Below are 16,074 nucleotides of genomic sequence, written 5' to 3' on the forward strand. Positions count from 1 at the left end.
TGGGCCCGGCAGAGTAGCCAGCAGATTCCACCAGTCGCCAGCACATGCGGGAGTTCTTCCTCAACGTCACCCGCTACCCCCGCTATCTGGTGGCGTTCACCTTGGGCGTGATGAATTCCGTCGCAGAGCCCCTGGCCCGGCGGCGCAGCAATCCCGTCACCGCCGTGGCCTTGATCGGTGCCCTGATCAGCGGTTTCATCAGCCTAAGCCTGGTGCTGCGTGCCATGGTGACCTCAGCACCGATGGCGTGATGGCACAGGGGCGTCGAGTCGAGCGGGTGGCGGCCCTGATCCGCAAGGAAACCAGTGAACTGCTGATCAATGGCATCCGCGACGAACGGGTGCATCAGGGGATGGTCAGCATCACCAACGTGGAGGTCTCCGGTGATCTGCAGCACTGCAAGATCTTCGTGAGCATCTTTGGCGATGAGGCCAGCCAACCGCAGGTGATGGAAGGGTTGCAGGCCGCCAGCGGCTATCTGAAGGGAGAACTCGGCCGGCGGCTGCAGATGCGTCGCGCACCGGATGTGGTGTTCCAGCTGGACCGCGGCATCGAGAGGGGCACCTCGGTGCTGGGTCTGCTCAACAAACTCGAGGACGAGCGCAAGGAGCGAGGGGAGATCCCGGCGGGAAGCGATGAGCTGCCGGCCGAGTGATCCGCTGCAGCGGCAGGTGGCCGAGCTGCTGGTGGTGCGCGCCAGTGGCCACCTCGATGATCAACATCGTCGGTATCCCCAGTGGGAGCTCAGCAATGACGAACTGCAACGGCTGCTGAACGCCGGAGTTGGCGGGGTGATCCTGCTGGGGGGCAGCGCTGTGGAACTGCAGCAACGCACCCGGCAACTCCAAAGCTGGAGTGATCAGCAGCTGCTGCTTTGCGCTGATGTGGAGGAAGGCGTCGGTCAGCGGTTTGATGGTGCCAGCTGGCTGGTCCCCCCCCTGGCCCTGGGGCGGCTGCACCAGATCGACCCAGAACAAGCCATCGCCCTGGCGGAACGCTATGGCCACTGCACCGCAGACCAGGCCAGGCGCTGCGGCTTGAACTGGGTGCTCGGCCCGGTCTGCGACGTCAACAACAACCCGGCCAACCCGGTGATCAACGTGCGGGCCTGGGGTGAGGAACCCACCACCGCCGGCGCCCTTGCCGCTGCCTTCCAACGGGGCCTGGCCCGTGGCGGTGTGTTGGGCTGCGCCAAGCACTTCCCGGGCCATGGCGACACCGCCAGCGATTCCCACCTGGACCTACCGGTGCTGCCCCACTCCCGTGAACGGTTGGAGCAGGTGGAATTCCCACCCTTCAGCGCAGCCATCGCCGCCGGCGTCGACAGCGTGATGACCGCTCACCTGCTGCTGCCGCAGCTGGATCCCCAGCAGCCCGCCACTCTTTCAAGCGTCGTGTTGAGCGATCTGCTGCGGGGAGCGTTGGGCTTCAACGGCCTGGTGGTGACGGACGCCCTGGTGATGGAAGCCATCACAGCTCGCCATGGCCCAGCGGATGCTGCCGTGCTGGCCTTTGAGGCCGGCGCTGATCTGATCCTGATGCCCGCCGATGCCGATGCCGCCATCTCCGGCATCAGTCAGGCCATCGCCCAGGGACGCATCCCCATCCAACGGCTGCATGCCGCCCTCAGGCGGCGGCGCGAGGCGCTGGCCCGGGTGCAGCCGTCATCGCCTGGGCTCCCCTTACCCACCCCAGCGGAACGGGAGCTGGAACAGCAGTTGGTGACCGCCAGCCTGGAACAGTCATTCACCGCGCCCATTCCCCCTGGCGAAGGCATCAACCTGATCCGGGTCGATGCCGCCTGGCCCTGCCCTGCTTTGAACGGTGCAGCCCCAGCCCTGCGTTTGCCGCAACAGCATGGATTCCGCAGCGTTGTGATTCACGGCCAGGGGGTCTCCCCCTGGCAGGACGACCCAGAGGCCCCCTTGGCGCTGGAGCGGTTGGGCGATGGCCCGGTGTTGCTGCAGCTGTTTCTGCGGGGGAATCCCTTCCGCGGTGAACGCGACCGGCAGGAACCCTGGCGCGCTGCGGTGCAACAGCTGCAACGGCTGGATCTTCTGGCCGGCCTGATCGTGTACGGCAGTCCATATCTCTGGGAGGAGTTGCGCTCTGTGTTGGCCCCCTCCATCGCGGCAGCCTTCAGCCCAGGGCAGATGCCAGAGGCCCAGTGCCAGCTACTCAGCAGCCTGCTGCAACAGCCATCAGACAGCCCCCAGAGCCGGGACTTCACCGACTGAGCGGCCTAACCTCCCGCCAATCCGAGCCGCCAGCGATGCTCAGTTTCTCGATGATCGTGCGCAACGAGGAGGCGCGGCTGGCGGGCTGCCTGGCCTCCGTGCGGGAGTTTGCAGACGAGATGGTGGTGGTGGACACCGGATCCACCGACGCGACCATCGCTGTGGCAAAAGCGGCCGGCGCCCGGGTGGAACAGGTGGAGTGGCCAGGTGATTTCGCCCCCGCCCGCAACACCGCCCTTACCTTCCTCAACGGCGACTGGGTGCTGGTGCTGGATGCCGATGAACAGCTGCGACCGGAGGTCATCCCCAGCCTTAAGGCCCTGATGGCACAACCCGATGTGCTGGTGATCAACCTGCTGCGTTACGAGGTGGGAGCTGCCATGGCGCCCTACTCCAGCGTCAGCCGTCTGTTTCGCCGCCATCCCGCCATCCGCTGGAGCCGCCCATATCACTCGATGATCGACGACAGCGTTGGGGAGCTGCTGGCCCGCGAACCCCAATGGCGCATCGCCGACTGCAGCGAACCAGCCATCCTTCACGACGGCTACCGGCCGGAACTGCTCGCCGGTACCGATAAAGCAGAGAGGTTGCGCCAGGCCATGCAGAGCGAATTGGATCGCCATCCCGGGGATCCCTACGCCAGCGCCAAGTTCGGCGGCCTGATGATCAGTGAAGGGCAGCACGTCCAGGCGATCCCACTGCTGCGCCGCGGCCTGGATCAAGCCAGAGGCGACAGCACGGAACGCTACGAGTTGCTGCTGCACCTCGGTTTGGCCCTCAGCCCCAGCGATCCGATCGGTGCCGTGGCCTGTTACCGGCAGGCTTTGGACATTCCCCTCGATGCCCGCATCAGCCTTGGGGCACGCCTCAACCTGGCGGCCCGGTTGATGGAGCAAGGCGAACTCGATGAAGCCATTGCCCTGACCCAGACCGCCACCCAACGGGCCCCGGAAGTGGCCCTGGGTTGGTACAACCTGGGTTTGATGCTGCGCCGTCGCGGCGACATCGCGGCGGCCCTTGAGGCCTACAGCCGCGCTGTGGAGCTCGACCCCAACAACGCCGCCTGCCATCAGAACCGTGCTGTTGCCCTGCTGCTGGGGGGCGACATCGAAGGCTCCCGCGCGGCCTTCCGCACCGCCATCACCCTGCTGGAGACCCAGGGGCGACCGGTCGACGCCCAGGCCTTACGCACCAAGGCCCAGGGCATCGTCAAGCTGGACCTGGAGCCCATCGCTTGAGCCAGCCGCTGCAGAACCGCACGGTGGTGGTGACCCGCGCCGCCGACCAACAGGGGGAAGCCAGACGACTGCTGGAAACCCAAGGCGCACAGGTGCTTGACCTCCCCGCCTTGGTAATTGGCCCCCCCGACGACTGGGGACCGCTGGATGATGCCCTCTTGGAACTGGAGGACTTCCACTGGCTGGTTGTGTCGAGCGCCAACGGCGTGCAGGCGGTGGAGCAGCGGTTGCAACGCCTCGGCCGCAGCCTGCTGCGGCGTCCAACCAACCTGCGCATCGCCGCTGTGGGTCGCAAAACCGCTAGAGCCCTGGAAGATCTTGGCGCCACAGCCGATTTCGTACCGCCGAGCTTCGTGGCCGACAGCCTGATCGACCACTTTCCCGTCTCCGGCTATGGCCTGAGGATGCTTCTGCCACGGGTGCAGAGCGGCGGCAGAACCGTGCTGGCGGAAGCCTTCGGGGAAGCTGGGGTGAGGGTGGTGGAGGTGGCGGCCTACGAGTCCCGCTGTCCCGACGCCATGCCCGAGCGCACCGCCGAAGCCCTTGAGGCTGGAACGGTGGACGCCATCCTGTTCAGCAGCGGCAAGACGGCTGCCCACACGGCACAACTGCTGCTGCAACGCTTCGGTCCTGGCTGGACGCAACGCCTGGAGGCTCTGAAATTGGTGTCCATCGGCCCCCAGACCAGCCGCAGCTGCCGCCAGTGGTTCGGTCGCATCGATGCGGAAGCTGATCCCCACGACCTCGAGGGCCTGGTGAACGCCTGTTGCCAGCTGCTGGGCTGAACTGGTTCAGCTGAGGCAGATCTCCTCCCGCGGGTCTCCGTCCTGCGCCAACTGCAGGCAACCGCGTTGCACATCGATGCCCAGCACCGACCAGGTCTCCGGCAACATCGGCAGATCATCGGCCGCACAGCGCCCATCCGCACCGATGCAGAGCACGGCACTGCCAGAGGAGGACTGAACCAGAGCGCGGCGCTGCTGACCCACCAGCATCACGCCGGTCAACGTCAGACCGGAGGAGGGGTCAATGGCTCCATCGGCACCAGGTGCGGTGCCATCTCCGCGTAGCCCCGGCAACGGCTGAAACGGATCCGGGCGCCCGGCCGGTGCCGCCTCACGGACCTGCTGCACCGACGGCAGAGGGATGAGGCCGGGATCCGGAGCTGCGGTCACAACTGGAACCGTTGGCTCCACCTCTGGGGGTGGCGCCTGGGGCGGAGTGATCGTGGCGACAGGGGAGTTGTCGCTGCCACAGGCGGCAAGGGCCAGCAATCCCACTAGCAGACACGAATTCAGGGCTTGCTCAGCCCACCTTCTCCACCAGATCCCGGAAACGGTCAAGGTTAGCCTGCAGTTCCTTCGTGACAATCCCCCCCAGGATGCTGGGCTCCATCAACGGTGCCAAGACCCTGGGCAATTCATAGCTGACGCTGAGCTTCACCACCGTGCGATCAGCCGACTCGGGATAAAAGCGCACAGCGCCTTTGGTGGGAAGCCCGCCGACGGACTCCCAGTGCAGTTGCTGGGCCTCCACCCGTTGGGTGATCCGCGCTTTCCAGTGGAACCGAAAGCCCTGGGCCGCCAGGGTCCAGTCGGTGAGATCAGGATCATCGAGGGTTTTCACCGATTCGATCCAGCGCATCCACTTGGGCATGGCCTCCAGATCGCTCCAAACCGCCCAGACGTCCTCGGCCGGCGCCTGAACCTCAGTGGTGACGGAGTGGTCAAGCCAGCGTCCCATCAAGCCACTGCTGTGTTCGTGGCGAGCCTAACGGGCTGATCCAGGATGGCGGCCGCCGCCAGATGACCACTCATCGTGGCCCCTTCCATCGAATCGATGTAGTCCTGGCGGGTGTAACTGCCGGCCAGGAAGAAGTTCTGGATCGGCGTGCGTTGATCCGGCCTGTAAGGCTCCATGCCGGGAGCCTCGCGGTACAGCGATTGGGCCAGCTTCACCACGTTGCTCCAGGTGAGTTTGAGATCCCGGGCTGAGGGGAACAAGGCACGCACCTGGCGATCGGTGTGGGCCACGATGTCTTCCACGGATTTGGGAATCCAGGGATCACCAGGCGTCAGCACGCACTGCAGCAAGGAACCCTCTCCCTCCTTGCGGTAGTCCTCCGGGCTGGCCAGGGCCAGATCCGCAAAACAGCTGAAATCGGCATCGGCGGTGTACAGCAGGTTGTTCAGCCCCGTGGGCGTTGCCACATCCCGGCGCTGCGCGTCCTGGGACTCACCCAGCTCCGTCACCCAGCCGTCGTACCGCAGCTGCACCGTGGCTACAGGAACCGCTTCCAGTTGATGGATGGCATCGAACTGGGGGAAACGGCGCCAGTCCTCCGGCAACAACTTCTGGATCCCGGGCACATCACAGGCGGCAAGATAGGCATCCGCTTCAACGCGGATGTCCCCTTCCGGCGTGCCCAGCTGCAGGCCCGTCACTTCGGGGGACTCGCCATCGCTGAACTCCACCTGCTTCACCCGGTGGCGCAGGTGCAAGGTGCCGCCGCGTTCCTGGATGTACTCCAGGATCGGCCCGGTGAGCCAACGATGGGGCGATCCCTTTAGCAGATTGAGTTTCGAGGCCTCGGTCTTGGCCGCAAACATCATGAAGATGGTGAGCATGCAGCGGGCCGAAATCGCCTCGCAATCGATGAATCCCAGCGCGTAGGCGATGGGATTCCACATGCGGCGAATGCTTTCCGGGCTGCCGCCATGGCCCACGAACCAATCCTGGAAACTGACGGAGTCCAGGGCGCGGATGGTGCGCATCGCCCCTTCGTAATCCACCAGACCCCGCACGATCGGACTAGTGCCTAGGGCCAGGGCATTGCGCAACTTGTCGATCCAGCTCAGCTGCGGCGTGGTGAAGAACGCCTTGAGGCCATTGAACGGAGCTCCGATCGGGAAGCGGAAATCCAGTTCCCGCAGATCACCGCCCTCATTCACAAACAGATGGGTGTGCTGCTTGGGCAGCAAATTCTCAAATGCACCCACTTTCCGCATCAGCGCGAAGAGATTGGCGTAGTTAAAGAAGAACACATGCAACCCCATTTCGATGTGGTTGCCGCCGTCATCCACCCAGCTGCCCACCTTGCCGCCCATGAATGGACGGGCCTCGTAGAGGTTCACCTCATGACCGGCATCCACCAGATCCACCGCAGCGGAGAGGCCCGCGAGACCGGAACCGACAATCGCGACCCGCACCTTTTGGTGTGCAACTGATGGCGACTCTATGTATCAGGCTCCATAAAGTGAGGGCACGAGCCTGCGTCACCGATGACCTCAACCACCAGCCCAGCGCCGGCCCACACCGCCAAGGACGGCAAGGGCATCCTGATCACGGAGCCGGCGATGCAGCAGCTGGCGAAGCTCTGCAGTGAACAGGGTGATCAGCAGGTGTTGCGGGTGGGTGTGCGCTCAGGAGGCTGCAGCGGCATGAGCTACACCATGGATTTCGTGCCGGCCTCCGACACCCTCGAGGACGACGAGACCTACGATTACGTCGCCGCCAACGGCCAGGGCTTCCGCGTGATCTGCGACCCCAAGAGCCTGCTGTACATCTACGGCATGCAGCTGGACTTCAGCACCGCCCTGATCGGTGGTGGGTTCAACTTCACCAACCCGAACGCCAGCCAGACCTGCGGTTGCGGCAGCTCCTTCGCGGTCTGACCCCAAAGCGCCGCGTGGGAATCTGAAGAGGTGTTCAGCACGCCTACCCATGGAGTCTAGCCAGGAGAACCTGTTCGACCAGGCCATGGCCCGCTACCAGGCCGGAGCCAGCGCCGCCGAGATCCTGCCCGACTTCCTCAAGATCACTGAAATCGCCCCCCGCCAGGCGGCGGGCTGGACCTGCCTGGCTTGGTTGCAGCTGCTCTGCGACCAACCCGATGAAGCCCTGCGGTCAGCCCGTTTCGCCGTGAAGCTCAGTCCCCAGGATCCCCAGGCCCGCATCAACCTCAGCCTGGCGCTGCTGGAGACGGATTCCAAGGGTGTGCGCGATCAGATCCAGATGGTGCAGCAGGTGCTGACCATGGCCCCCCAGATTTCCGATGACCTCACAGGGGCCCTGGACGATGGCCTGGTGAGGCGCCCGGGCTGGAAAGCGCTCGAAAAAGTGAAGTCCTGGCTGAACCTCTGAATCCATCACACAGCAGCAATTACGATCCATGGGACAGATCCTGCTGCTCAGCAATGGTCACGGTGAGGACGTCTCCGGCGCCCTGATCGGCCAGGCCCTGCAATCCATGGGCCACAGCGTGCAGGCCTTGCCACTGGCGGGGCTGGGCAGTCCCTACCAACAGGCTGGGATAGCCCTGCTTGGACGCAGCCATGAATTCAGCACCGGAGGCATCGGCTACACCAGCCTGCGCGGCCGGCTGACGGAACTGGTTCAAGGGCAGATCCTCTACCTGTTGCGGCGCATGCTGCGTCTACTGCGCAACGGTCATCGCTTTGACCTGATTGTGGTGGTGGGGGATGTGATCCCGGTGATCGCCGCCTGGCTGACCCGCAGGCCCGTGGCCACCTATCTCGTGGCTTACTCAAGCCACTACGAGGGACGGCTGCGCTTGCCATGGCCCTGCGGCGAACTGCTCGCCACCCGTCGTTTCAAGGCGGTGTTCAGCCGGGATCAGCTCACAGCGGACGACCTCACAGACCAGCTGCAACGCCCGGTGAGATTCATTGGCAACCCGTTCATGGACCCGGTGCTGACGCCGGCTGATGCGTTGCCAACCGCCCGTCGCCGCATCGGACTGCTGCCCGGCAGTCGCCGGCCGGAACTGGAGGAGAACCTTCTGCTGCTGTTGCAACTGATCGAGCAGCTCCCCCGCGATGCGGATCTGAGCCTGGATCTGGCCCTTGTGTCCAGCCTGGAGGATGCGGCACTGCAGACCCTGGCCGGCCGCGTTGGCTGGCATCTAGAGCGGGGGGTCCTCAGCCGAGAGGGAACGCTGCCGATCTCCGTGCAGCGAGGGGCTTTTCAAGCCGTGCTTCAGCACAGCGATCTGATCATCGGCATGGCTGGCACTGCGATCGAACAGGCCGTGGGTCTCGCCAAACCAGCCCTGCAACTCCCTGGCCAGGGTCCCCAGTTCACCGCCCGCTTCGCGGAAGCCCAGCGCCGCTTGCTGGGGCCGACCGTCTTCTGTGCCCCCGGCAACGCCGGTTCCCGTAACAACATCAAAGCCACGGCTGCTCTGGCGCTGGACTTGCTGGAACGCTCCGGCAGTGATCACGAGCTGCAGAAGCAGTGCCGACGCGAGGCAAGCCGTCGCCTCGGAACCACGGGAGGTGGCACAAGAATGGCCGCAGCCATCAGCGACCTCCTGCCATGAGTGCGTTCTCGGAACCGACCTGGAAACGCTGGCTGGATCGGCTGCTGATGCTCAACGTGCTCGTGGTGATCCTCGGCGCCGGCTTCTTCGGGGTGGCCGTCGCGGCCCAGACCCAGGGCCGCAGCGCACCGATGGATCTGTTTCAAGCCCTCTGGCAGCCGCTGTTCACCCCAGCCATCAGCCTGCTGATCATGGCGGCCCTGCTCAGTGGAATTCTCAGCTGGTGGCAGCGGCGAGTGCTGAAGACAGGTCGGGATAGCGGAAGCTGAACCCGAGGCTGTCCAGCCGCTCCGATTGCACCTGCTGACCTTCCAGCACCACCTTGGCGCCATCCCCCAGCAGCACCTGCAGCACCGGACCGGGCACAGGCAACAGGCTGGGACGCCCCAAGCTGCGGCCCAGCTCCCGCGCGAACTCATTCATCGACACAGGCTGAGGGGCGACACCATTCACCACACCAGTCCAGGCCGAATCCTCCAGACCGCGCTGAATCAGGGCGCAGAGATCATTGCGATGGATCCAGCTCATCCACTGCTGCCCCGAACCGATGGGTCCGCCAAAGCCGGCACGGAACACCGGCAGCATCTTGCCCAGTGCACCACCACCGGCGGCAATCACGATGCCGATCCGCACGGTCACTAGGCGGGTGCCGGTTGGAACCGCTGCTGCCGCGGCTTCCCAGCGTTCACACAACGAGGCCAGGAAATCGGAACCGGCAGCACTGGACTCCTGGAAACAGGCCTCGCGACTGGTGCCGTAAAACCCGATAGCGGAGGCATTCACCAGCACCTGAGGTGGCGTCTTCAGAACCGCAATCGCCTCCACCAACAGGCGCGTGGTCTCCAGTCGACTGTTCTCGAGAACCTTCAGATGGGCAGGGGTCCAACGCTGCTCGGCGATCGGCTCACCGGCAAGGTTCACCACACCATCCGCCTCACTGAGGGCGCCTTGAAGGGAACTGTCATGCCAGCTGGCGGCCTGTGCCGGGTCAAGCTGCAGCCAAGTCAAGCGACCATCGCTGCGTTCAGCGTCGTATCCCCGGGGCAAGCGACGGCTGACCAGGGTGAGCTGATGGCTGGACTGGATCAACTGGGGAACCAGCTCCTTGCCGACAAATCCAGTGCATCCCAGCAGCAGCAATCGCATGGGTCCTTGAAATCCGCGTCGGGGAGGCTAAGGCGAATCTCCAGCCAATGAAGAGACCAGCCTGGATCGATCGTCGATGGCATTTAGCCTTTAGAAGACTTCTGCTCGCCCAGATGGCCGAAACCGACAGCAAGGCCCCCGCCAAGGCCAAACCGGCGGCCCTGCGCAAGGGCGCCCTGGTGAAAGTGAACCGTGCGGCTTACAACGCCAGCCTTGAGGCGGCCGCCAGCGACCCCATAGCACCGGACTACATCTTTGAAGGTCCTGGGGAGCTGCTGCTGGTGAAAGGGGACTACGGCCAGGTGCGTTGGAACCGGCCCGTGCCGGATGTCTGGCTGCGGATGGATCAGTTGGAATCCTGCGGCTGACTCAGGGCGCTTTCCACCATCTCCACCGCCTTGGGCACACTGTTGATCGCTGAGGCCAAACGCCAGACGGCACCCCCGAGAACCCCACTGAGATCGGCCAGCGCAATCAGAACAGGATTGTTCTGCTCGGACCTGGCCTGATCTGCCACGGCCGATGCCGACCAGGGCATCCAGCCAGCGAGGAGCACCACGCTGCGATACGCCGCAGGCCAGGGACTCTGTGGCTGCAGCCTTTGCAGCACAGCGAATTGTTCAGCAGCGGCAGCGGGGCGGTTGGCCAGCACCGCCAGCAGCGCCAGGCTCCATCGAGCCTGCGCGTGGTCAGGGTCTGCGGCGAGCTGCTGCCGCGCCTGACGGTCCACCTGCTGGCGGTAGCTGAAATGGCCATCCAGCATGTGCTCCACCGCCACGGCGGAAAACACCGGATCTAGACCGGCGGGCCCCGCCGCCAAGCCCTGCGCCAGGGCGGGAAACGCGTCGGCGAAACCCACCGATACCGGTCGGTCCGAGCGGCGCCGCCAGAGGGAATAGCTGCCACCCTTCGGACGCGGGAAGCGCTGCACTTCCTCGAACACCCCGCTGCTGCGAACGGCACGGTCGAGCTTGCGCGCTGCCTTGCGAACCGATCCCTGATCCCCCTCGGCCAGCACCACCCACTCCGCCCGGGCCAGCACAGGAGTCCGGTCCCGGCGGCTGCCCCCCAGCTGACGACCGACCAACCGACCGCCACCCCGACGGCCGTAATAGCTGACGTTGTGCTGGTTGAGATCCGGTGTGCTGGGCACCACGATCAGGGTGCGGGGCTCCACCGCGGGATCGCCACCACCGGCAGCCTGCACCAGGGCCTGCACTGGCCCCCGCGGCCGATCCTGCAAGCGCTCCAGTTGCAGGGCCCAGCCCGCTGGAACACAGGCCAGAATCCCCAGGCCCAGGAATGGGGTGGTCCAGCGAGGCCGCCACTGCTGCAACCAGAAGCCCCACTGCCACCAACCACGGCTCAACAGCAGCAGCAACGCCGGCAGCAGAGGGGCGATGTAGCGATCGCCTTTATTCGGACTCAGGCTGGTGAGCAGCCAGGCCGCCAGCAGGTTGATCACCAGCCAGCGCCAGCACCAGCCGTCATCACCAGCCGTCCTGGAGCGCTGAGCGCACCAGAGCAAGAGGCCGGAGACTCCCATCACCAGCAACACAACCCCCAGCTGCTCCGGTAACAACCGCGGGTACCACAACCAACTTTCCAAGCTCAGCAGGCCGGGATCTCCTTCGCGGGCCGCGGACTCAAACACCGCGCGGTTCGTGCCCCCCAGGCTTGTGATCCAGTTGTGCCTGAGCCAAGGCAGGATCAGGCATGACGCCAGCAACGGCAGCACCAAAGCTTGTCTCAACCAGGCTCCCCGGCGACGCAGGGCAATCCAGGCAGCCCAGACACCAGCCGGTGCCAGCGTCAGCAGGGCGCTTTGCTTCACAAGCACTGCTGCCAACGCTGCAACGGTTGCCCAAACAACTTGTCCCCAACGTCCACCGGTCCTGGGGTCACACCAGAGGGACATCCTCCACAGAGCCAGGGTGACCACCGCCGCCAGCGGCATTTCCAGCACGTAGTCCGTCCGCAGATCCAACAGCGCCGGAGCCAGGGCCGTCAGCAGACAAGCCAGCAGGGCCAGGCCTTCACCACGAAGCCGTAGCCCCCAACCGGCCACGGCCACCAACAGCAACCCATGCCAGAGGCTGAGGCTCCAGGCGGCATCCGCCGGGGCATCACCGCTGATGGCCATCACGGTGCCATTCACCAGAGAGGCGAGCGGTGGAATCTTGGGGGAGAGATCCAGCAGCGCCAGCCAACCGTTCCAACCGCCACTGGGCAGCAATCCCAGGGCCCGGCCATGGTCGAGGGCGCTGTTGAGGTAGTCCGCCTGATCCCAGGCGGGAACTCCGTACTGCTGCGTCCACCACAGACGATCCACCGCCGTGGCCAGCAGCCAGATCATGGCCACCCCAAACCAAAACCGCCAGAGCCGGTTCACGCGATCTCCAGGCGGCGGCGCTCATCCTGCAAGCGCTTGCGCCGCTGCTTGGCTTCCCGCAACATCTCCCGACCGTCGTGGAGGTAATCGTCCACGTAGCCCATGGTGTAGCGCTCCAGCTCCGCCAGGGCGTCCTCCACCTCCGAGAAGCAGTGGTAGACGCTCAACCCGAAACCACGGGCCGCTACAGGGGTGGGCAGGCTCTGAAACAGGTCCTTCACCCGCTCCAGGCGACGGCCGCTGCTCTCAAGGTAGCTGCAGAAATCCTCCATCAGTGCGTCGTCGTAGGGGTCCGCCGAGAGGGCTTTGAGCTGTTTGGGGAAGGGATTGATCACCTCACCGAGCAGCCGATCGATGGGGACGTACACCTGCCGCAACCAGCGCACGAGGGCGTCATCGGCCTCCACTGCGCGGTCATGGCCCGTTGCCGCCCGGCTTCGATCCTGAGCTGCGGTTCCAGCGGCTGATGACACGGGAATCCTGGTTCGATCGTGGGCTCGGCGCCGCTCGGGATCACCGAGCACTTCCCAGGCGGCATTGAGGGCGAGTATGCGCTGGTCATCGCCACCGGCATCAGGGTGGTGTTGCTTCACCAGGCGTCGATAGGCGGCCTTGATCTCAGCAGCGCTGGCGCTGCTGCTCACCCCAAGCTCGGCGTAGGGATCGGCCATCGGTTCCCGTCTCTGCCTCCATCGTCACAGCATCGGGTCCTGACGTGCCGGCGAGGACGCGACTCCACTGAACATCGGCGTGGACAGATACCGCTCGCCATAACTGGCCAGCATCACCAGCACACGCCGCCCCTGCCACTCGGAGCGTTGACCAAGCCGCAGAGCCGCAGCAACGGCGGCACCGCTGCTGACGCCGCAAAGCAGACCCTCCTGCCGCGCCAGACGACGGCCCACATCCATCGCCTCCTCATCCGACACGGTCATCACCTCATCGATCAGATCACGCTCCAGCACAGCAGGGACGAATCCTGCACCGATGCCCTGAATGCGATGCGCACCAGGCGGCCTGCCCGAAAGCACAGCACTACCCGCCGGCTCCACTGCCACCACCTGCAGTTGAGGATTGCGCTGCTTCAGCAAACGGGCACAGCCTGTGATGGTGCCGCCGGTGCCGACGCCAGCCACCAGAGCGTCCAGCTGACCGTCGCAGTCGTTCCAGATCTCCTCAGCGGTGGTGCGTTCATGCACCGCAGGATTGGCCGGATTGTCGAACTGCTGCAGCAGATAAGCCTCCGGGATCTCCTTCACCAACTCAGTGGCGAGGGCAATGGCTCCGGCCATGCCCTGTGCACCGTCGGTGAGCTGCAGCTCAGCCCCGTAGGCACGCAGCATCGAACGGCGTTCCGTGCTCATCGTGTCTGGCATGGTGAGGATGAGCCGGTAGCCCCGGGCAGCCGCGACCATGGCCAGCGCAATGCCGGTGTTGCCGCTGGTGGGCTCCACCAGCACCGTTCGCCCCGGCTGAATCGTTCCCTCCTGCTCCGCCGCCAGCACCATGGCGCTGGCGATGCGATCCTTCACCGATGCTGAGGGGTTGAAGCTTTCCAACTTGGCGATCACTTCTGCCCCACAGCCGAACCGCAACGGCAGGCGGTTGAGACGAACCAGGGGTGTGCCTCCGATCAGGCCGGTGATATCGGAGGCAATGGCCATGGCTGCTGAATCAGAACCGGAAGACCGACTGAATCAAACCACCAAAGATGCCGAAGGTCGATGCACCGTTCTGATCCTGATCACCGCTGAGGTTGGCGGTGTAATGACCCAGAGGACGTGACATCCAGAACACCGATGGCGTGATCTGAATGTTGTCAGTTACTTGGAAGGAGGCATAGAGCTCCACGAGGTAATTGGCATCATTCGGGGTATGTCCACCGGCAAGTTCAGTCGCGAAGTTGGGCATACCGAAGCCGACACCAAGGTCGTTGCCGACATCGAAGACGTCATCCCATTTGAGGCCGACAAACCAGGATTGGCTGGCCACAGGGGAGTACTTGAAGAATCCCGAACCCGTGATGGCACTGCGGGCATAGCCGACAGACACGGAGGGGATCCAGCCGGTCTCCTGGGGGACCCAGTACCCGTTCAGAGCGAAGTTGTGGCTGTTGCGCTCACTGCGTTCAGCGATGTAATCACCTTGATAAAGATCTTCTTCCGTCCAGTTCCAGACATCACGCCAGCATTCGTTATTGAATGAATCATCCATCATGAAATTGGTTCCACGGCGCTGGCCAGTGCCGCACTGGCCGTAGCGATACGCGAAGGCGACACCGTATTCCTCGCCTCCCCAACCAGCCTGGACCAGGAAATTACCGCGGGAGTTGTTGGTGAACATGCCGCCAAGCACCGGATCACCATCACCACCATCCTCAGCCACATAGTTCATCGAAACCGAGAATGCTGGATCTCCCTTGTTTTCAGTCTTCTCCTTATAAATCACACCAAACATCGCACCTGTGGCTTTGTTATAGACATTCGGCACACCCGCCAATCCGGTCCAATCAAGGATGCGGGCTCCGCCACGGTTATAGGCCGAGGGCCACATCCCCAAGCTCTCGGTGTTTCTCGCCATTGGACCAACGATGAAGATCAGCGAGTGATCGATAAGTTCGTCATTCTTCAGAGGGAAGCGATAATACAAACGCCCTAAACCAAGAATATCGTCCGTACAAGGAGCGGTGCTGAGTTTTGTCAGAGGCACACCGTCGCCTGCAAAGGCGTTGTCGCAGAAGTTGCCTGCTGTGAAACTTGCGTAGAGGAGATCCTTTCCGGTGAATGAGGTCTTCAGGTTCAGCTTCTGCTCATAGTTGAAGGTGAAGGCCCCGTACTGACTGTTGTAGGCGCGGATACCACCTCCTGTGGCATCCTTTTTCCAGGATTTGTGATCTCGGAACTTACGAGACCGGATGTCTTTGTAGTGCTTCTCGAGCTTGGTGCCTTTGATGATCTCTGTACCGCGTTTGCCGTCTTTTTCCTTCAGCGAACCATCGCGGTTGTGAACGGAACGCCAGGCTTCACGGGTTTTCTGCCAGGAGCGACTGTTCTGCGTGGAGCCAAGGGGTGATTCACGACCATCAATTTCAACGATCTGGTGCTTCTTGTCGTAATCCCAGTAGTACTTAGAACCATCATTGGTGCCATAGGCCTTGGTGGAACCCATGGTGAAGGTGCTCTTGCCCTTCAACTTGGTGGTGGTTGAAAACTGACTGGCTTCGAGGGATCCAACGCGGTCCTCCAGCAGCATGATGCTGCCCGCCACGAAGTTGAGTTCAGATTCAAATTCCTTCAGCAGCTGCTCCACCTCTTCGGTCATCTCTGTGACACGATCAAGGCAGGAGGCCAACAATGCCGCCGCTTCATAACGCGTGATCGGGATGTAGCCGCGGAAGCGGCCGTTGGGGTAGCCAGCCACACATCCATAGGTTTTTACCAACCTCACCAGGGCCTGATAGGCCCAGTCCGTGGGGTATACATCATTGAACTGATTAACACTGGTGACCTGCTGGAGCAGTTGCTTGGCTTGTTCAAGATCGAGGGTAGCAGAGTAATCCGAAACCGAGTCAATGTTGAGGTCGGCAGCTTGTGCCGAAAGGGGAGCAATCAAAAACGTCAGTGCTGCTGGAGCGACCAAAAGGTGCTGGAGCAGTTTCATACCAATCCCCTCAACTTCCTGCAGGAAGCATTTCAACAACAAACTGAAGGTACCGAACGT

18 protein-coding genes are annotated in these 16,074 nt (G+C 63.6%); 10 read left to right on the plus strand and 8 right to left on the minus strand.

All coding sequences use genetic code 11. From position 1 onward, the window contains the following. Positions 1–44: 44 nt before the first annotated feature. The 5 genes from SynA1524_RS11245 to SynA1524_RS11265 are packed head-to-tail and all read left to right on the plus strand — an operon-like array spanning position 45 to position 4,260. On the plus strand, positions 45–251 hold the full coding sequence (locus tag SynA1524_RS11245; protein ID WP_011129062.1) for a DUF751 family protein: 207 nt from the start codon (positions 45–47) through the stop codon (positions 249–251). Further along, positions 251–655 (plus strand): 30S ribosome-binding factor RbfA, encoded by a 405-nt coding sequence (gene rbfA, locus SynA1524_RS11250; protein ID WP_186497952.1) that lies wholly within the window; start codon positions 251–253, stop codon positions 653–655. The genes SynA1524_RS11245 and rbfA overlap by 1 nt, the downstream gene beginning before the upstream one ends. Next, complete coding sequence (locus SynA1524_RS11255; RefSeq protein ID WP_186497954.1) at positions 636–2,237, plus strand: glycoside hydrolase family 3 N-terminal domain-containing protein; 1,602 nt, start codon at positions 636–638, stop codon at positions 2,235–2,237. The genes rbfA and SynA1524_RS11255 overlap by 20 nt, the downstream gene beginning before the upstream one ends. Before the next feature lie 35 nt (positions 2,238–2,272). Beyond that, on the plus strand, positions 2,273–3,475 hold the full coding sequence (locus tag SynA1524_RS11260; RefSeq protein ID WP_186497956.1) for a glycosyltransferase: 1,203 nt from the start codon (positions 2,273–2,275) through the stop codon (positions 3,473–3,475). Continuing rightward, complete coding sequence (locus tag SynA1524_RS11265) at positions 3,472–4,260, plus strand: uroporphyrinogen-III synthase (RefSeq protein WP_186497958.1); 789 nt, start codon at positions 3,472–3,474, stop codon at positions 4,258–4,260. The genes SynA1524_RS11260 and SynA1524_RS11265 overlap by 4 nt, the downstream gene beginning before the upstream one ends. 6 nt (positions 4,261–4,266) lie before the next feature. On the opposite strand, the gene SynA1524_RS11270 is transcribed toward SynA1524_RS11265, so the two are convergent. Genes SynA1524_RS11270 through zds form a run of 3 tightly spaced genes read right to left on the minus strand, consistent with a single transcriptional unit; the run spans position 4,267 to position 6,684 of the window. Beyond that, the gene (locus tag SynA1524_RS11270; RefSeq protein ID WP_186497960.1) at positions 4,267–4,755 is read right to left on the minus strand and encodes a hypothetical protein; all 489 of its coding nucleotides are present in this window, start codon (positions 4,753–4,755) and stop codon (positions 4,267–4,269) included. Between the two features lie 25 nt (positions 4,756–4,780). Beyond that, positions 4,781–5,218: an SRPBCC family protein gene (locus SynA1524_RS11275; RefSeq protein WP_186497962.1), complete on the minus strand. Its 438-nt coding sequence runs from the start codon at positions 5,216–5,218 to the stop codon at positions 4,781–4,783. Further along, the gene (gene zds, locus SynA1524_RS11280; RefSeq protein ID WP_186497964.1) at positions 5,218–6,684 is read right to left on the minus strand and encodes a 9,9'-di-cis-zeta-carotene desaturase; all 1,467 of its coding nucleotides are present in this window, start codon (positions 6,682–6,684) and stop codon (positions 5,218–5,220) included. Before zds ends, SynA1524_RS11275 begins: the two co-directional genes overlap by 1 nt. Before the next feature lie 72 nt (positions 6,685–6,756). Between zds and SynA1524_RS11285 the strand changes: the two genes are divergently transcribed. From SynA1524_RS11285 to SynA1524_RS11300, 4 genes are read left to right on the plus strand one after another with little or no spacing between them, the layout of a single operon-like run. Further along, positions 6,757–7,149 (plus strand): HesB/IscA family protein, encoded by a 393-nt coding sequence (locus SynA1524_RS11285; RefSeq protein WP_049692565.1) that lies wholly within the window; start codon positions 6,757–6,759, stop codon positions 7,147–7,149. A 49-nt stretch (positions 7,150–7,198) separates the two neighbouring features. After that, the gene (locus tag SynA1524_RS11290; protein WP_186497966.1) at positions 7,199–7,618 is read left to right on the plus strand and encodes a tetratricopeptide repeat protein; all 420 of its coding nucleotides are present in this window, start codon (positions 7,199–7,201) and stop codon (positions 7,616–7,618) included. 28 nt (positions 7,619–7,646) lie between these two features. Next, complete coding sequence (locus SynA1524_RS11295; RefSeq protein WP_186497968.1) at positions 7,647–8,816, plus strand: lipid-A-disaccharide synthase-related protein; 1,170 nt, start codon at positions 7,647–7,649, stop codon at positions 8,814–8,816. Continuing rightward, positions 8,813–9,085, plus strand: a complete 273-nt coding sequence (locus SynA1524_RS11300) for a DUF8620 family protein (protein ID WP_186497970.1) — start codon at positions 8,813–8,815, stop codon at positions 9,083–9,085. Before SynA1524_RS11295 ends, SynA1524_RS11300 begins: the two co-directional genes overlap by 4 nt. Here SynA1524_RS11300 and SynA1524_RS11305 read toward each other — a convergent pair. After that, complete coding sequence (locus tag SynA1524_RS11305; RefSeq protein WP_186497972.1) at positions 9,033–9,962, minus strand: TIGR01777 family oxidoreductase; 930 nt, start codon at positions 9,960–9,962, stop codon at positions 9,033–9,035. The genes SynA1524_RS11300 and SynA1524_RS11305 overlap by 53 nt on opposite strands. A 113-nt stretch (positions 9,963–10,075) precedes the next feature. On the opposite strand from SynA1524_RS11305, the gene SynA1524_RS11310 reads away from it, so the two are divergent. Then, a complete protein-coding gene (locus tag SynA1524_RS11310; RefSeq protein WP_186497974.1) occupies positions 10,076–10,330 on the plus strand; it encodes an NAD(P)H-quinone oxidoreductase subunit O in 255 nt (84 codons plus the stop codon). Here SynA1524_RS11310 and SynA1524_RS11315 read toward each other — a convergent pair. From SynA1524_RS11315 to SynA1524_RS11330, 4 genes are read right to left on the minus strand one after another with little or no spacing between them, the layout of a single operon-like run. Then, a complete protein-coding gene (locus SynA1524_RS11315; protein WP_186497983.1) occupies positions 10,309–12,354 on the minus strand; it encodes a phospholipid carrier-dependent glycosyltransferase in 2,046 nt (681 codons plus the stop codon). The two genes, SynA1524_RS11310 and SynA1524_RS11315, sit on opposite strands and share 22 nt — an antisense overlap. Beyond that, positions 12,351–13,025 (minus strand): J domain-containing protein, encoded by a 675-nt coding sequence (locus tag SynA1524_RS11320; protein WP_186497985.1) that lies wholly within the window; start codon positions 13,023–13,025, stop codon positions 12,351–12,353. The genes SynA1524_RS11315 and SynA1524_RS11320 overlap by 4 nt, the downstream gene beginning before the upstream one ends. Before the next feature lie 24 nt (positions 13,026–13,049). Beyond that, positions 13,050–14,018 carry a cysteine synthase A gene (gene cysK, locus SynA1524_RS11325; RefSeq protein WP_186497987.1) on the minus strand — a complete coding sequence of 323 codons (969 nt, stop codon included), beginning with the start codon at positions 14,016–14,018 and terminating at the stop codon, positions 13,050–13,052. A gap of 10 nt (positions 14,019–14,028) precedes the next feature. Further along, positions 14,029–16,014, minus strand: coding sequence for an iron uptake porin (locus SynA1524_RS11330; protein WP_186497989.1), 1,986 nt, complete (start codon positions 16,012–16,014; stop codon positions 14,029–14,031). Between the last annotated feature and the right edge of the window lie 60 nt (positions 16,015–16,074).

Origin of the sequence: Synechococcus sp. A15-24 (assembly GCF_014280195.1) — a bacterium.
In the GTDB taxonomy this organism is placed as follows: Bacteria; Cyanobacteriota; Cyanobacteriia; order PCC-6307; family Cyanobiaceae; genus Parasynechococcus.

What these genes read in the sequence shown, in the direction of transcription:
- SynA1524_RS11245 (WP_011129062.1), top strand. Translation starts at nt 45, where the DNA reads ATGCGGGAGTTCTTCCTCAACGTCACCCGCTACCCCCGCTATCTGGTG.
- rbfA (WP_186497952.1), top strand. Translation starts at nt 251, where the DNA reads ATGGCACAGGGGCGTCGAGTCGAGCGGGTGGCGGCCCTGATCCGCAAG.
- SynA1524_RS11255 (WP_186497954.1), top strand. Translation starts at nt 636, where the DNA reads ATGAGCTGCCGGCCGAGTGATCCGCTGCAGCGGCAGGTGGCCGAGCTG.
- SynA1524_RS11260 (WP_186497956.1), top strand. Translation starts at nt 2,273, where the DNA reads ATGCTCAGTTTCTCGATGATCGTGCGCAACGAGGAGGCGCGGCTGGCG.
- SynA1524_RS11275 (WP_186497962.1), bottom strand. Translation starts at nt 5,218, where the DNA reads ATGGGACGCTGGCTTGACCACTCCGTCACCACTGAGGTTCAGGCGCCG.
- SynA1524_RS11285 (WP_049692565.1), top strand. Translation starts at nt 6,757, where the DNA reads ATGACCTCAACCACCAGCCCAGCGCCGGCCCACACCGCCAAGGACGGC.
- SynA1524_RS11290 (WP_186497966.1), top strand. Translation starts at nt 7,199, where the DNA reads ATGGAGTCTAGCCAGGAGAACCTGTTCGACCAGGCCATGGCCCGCTAC.
- SynA1524_RS11295 (WP_186497968.1), top strand. Translation starts at nt 7,647, where the DNA reads ATGGGACAGATCCTGCTGCTCAGCAATGGTCACGGTGAGGACGTCTCC.
- SynA1524_RS11300 (WP_186497970.1), top strand. Translation starts at nt 8,813, where the DNA reads ATGAGTGCGTTCTCGGAACCGACCTGGAAACGCTGGCTGGATCGGCTG.
- SynA1524_RS11305 (WP_186497972.1), bottom strand. Translation starts at nt 9,962, where the DNA reads ATGCGATTGCTGCTGCTGGGATGCACTGGATTTGTCGGCAAGGAGCTG.
- SynA1524_RS11310 (WP_186497974.1), top strand. Translation starts at nt 10,076, where the DNA reads ATGGCCGAAACCGACAGCAAGGCCCCCGCCAAGGCCAAACCGGCGGCC.
- SynA1524_RS11320 (WP_186497985.1), bottom strand. Translation starts at nt 13,025, where the DNA reads ATGGCCGATCCCTACGCCGAGCTTGGGGTGAGCAGCAGCGCCAGCGCT.
- cysK (WP_186497987.1), bottom strand. Translation starts at nt 14,018, where the DNA reads ATGGCCATTGCCTCCGATATCACCGGCCTGATCGGAGGCACACCCCTG.
- SynA1524_RS11330 (WP_186497989.1), bottom strand. Translation starts at nt 16,014, where the DNA reads ATGAAACTGCTCCAGCACCTTTTGGTCGCTCCAGCAGCACTGACGTTT.